1 protein-coding gene is annotated in these 1,757 nt (G+C 58.4%); it reads left to right on the forward strand.

The window, feature by feature from the left end; all coding sequences use genetic code 11:
• The first annotated feature begins 1,154 nt into the window (after window positions 1–1,154).
• Window positions 1,155–1,484: a DUF6678 family protein gene (locus tag N4G42_RS25715; RefSeq protein WP_409557866.1), complete on the forward strand. Its 330-nt coding sequence runs from the start codon at window positions 1,155–1,157 to the stop codon at window positions 1,482–1,484.
• The last annotated feature ends 273 nt before the right edge of the window (window positions 1,485–1,757 follow it).

The following is a 1,757-nucleotide window of genomic DNA, read 5'->3' on the forward strand; positions in this document are numbered from 1 at the left end:
CAATCTGAGTGCCTATTTCGGATCTCCTGGACAGCCTATTCGTCACCGAGGTCACCGAGTTCGACACCGCGGCCGGAGGTCGGCAGATTGCCTACCCTTCTCGCTGATGAGCAGTCGTGGGGGGCGGCTAGAAGCTGCCATTCTGGGAAGTGAAAGTCTACGAACGCTTCAGACTGGGAGCCGCTTTATCGAACGCTCGGTGCAAGAGGTCTTTGTCACCGTCAAATGCGGCCTTGCTGTGCGGCTGCGGCGTGCCTCGTTCCTCACTCCCGCTGACCACAGCCTCGGCGGCCCGTGTGAAATCTGCAATGCCAGCTTGGGTTTTGAGATCGAACCAGCGATCAACCCCTAAGACCGCACCCACAACGGCGGGGGGCGCAATTGGCTTCCGTGTGAGCAGAAGGGCGGTGTGCTCATGGGAGGATTTCGCCAGCTTCAAGGCGCGGCTTCAATCGCCCTCGAAAAAGTGGAGACCATCGCCCAGCCAATCATATGGATTGCTTGAGAGTATCGGCTTGATTTCGCCACGGTCGAACCCATCACGGGTCGTAATGGCACACGCGTGAAAACCCAGGACGATCCGACCCATTAGCGGTATTTACTTGCGAGCTTTCCGCCCTGGTTCACGATGCCGGCCGCTTGCATGAGCGCGGCCGCCTCCGCGCCCGAGAGAGCTGGAAACCGGAAGTCGGAACCGCCAGCTTTCAAAACGCGTTGTACAGCCGAACCTATGGCCGGCTGAAGGTCAGCACCGACCATCGGCGTACGTTGGCGAGCGCGCCGCTTTTTGGAGGAGGAAACTGCAGTAGCCATTCGGAAAACTGTGCCACAAATCAGGAAGTCGCGCTGTAGACTCCGTGCAAATCTGGGGTGACCGCCTTACTCCCTCCATCAGGCTGGTACAGGGCCACGCCGCCCAGGTATGCGGGCCGGGTGCGTATTCCGGCCACATCTGAACACTGAGCCCATTCCGATCTGACCACTCCGATGGTGCCGATGAAATTTCGGCAACCCGCTTTCCACTGGCCTTTGGACTGCAGAATTCGGCGCCACAACCGGACATTGGATGCACCATGGCCATTGAGCACACATTCGAATGGGGTCCAAAGACAATGCCTCGACCGAGCGAGTCTGACATGGATCGTTTGGCTGGGATGGTTAGCCGTGGCGAATTGCACCCCGTTCTCAATCACACGAAGTGGGCGGAACTTCGAGCTGAGATGCTCAGGGCACCTCCCGAGCAGCATCCCCAATTTAGAGCTCGCAGCGTGTTCGCACCACCTGACTTCTGCACCGACTGGGATGGGGAGTTTTATTACCATGTCCACCCGGTCGCAGACTTGGAGTGGATGGAGCTGCAAGCCACCTCTACGGATTGGCTTCTTGGAATTCTCCGGCGTCATAGCATCCCCTACTCGATAGAAGATGGCGTCGTGCTGGTGTGGGGTTACACCCGTCCCGGACCGCAGCCAGTGGGGCAGTGAGCGGCCATTTGCAGGCATTCGCTGAAGATCAATGCAGAAACTCGTCACGCAGTTTCCATGGAGACCACGGTCCGCCCGAGGCGTTAATCAATCGTGCTGATACCAACTACTTCGTCTGCCTCTTCGCACTTGCAAGTACTCTCCAAGCACCGAATAGCACAAGCGACGCCAGCGAACCGCTGACAAGTGCGTACCCAAGATGGTCACGCTGTGGGCCAAAGACCAATATACCGACCGTCCTCCCTGCGGCGCACAAGGTGCCTGAGAAGAGTG

Origin of the sequence: Acidovorax sp. K2F, from assembly GCF_025246485.1 — a bacterium.
Taxonomy (GTDB): Bacteria; Pseudomonadota; Gammaproteobacteria; order Burkholderiales; family Burkholderiaceae_C; genus Acidovorax; species Acidovorax delafieldii.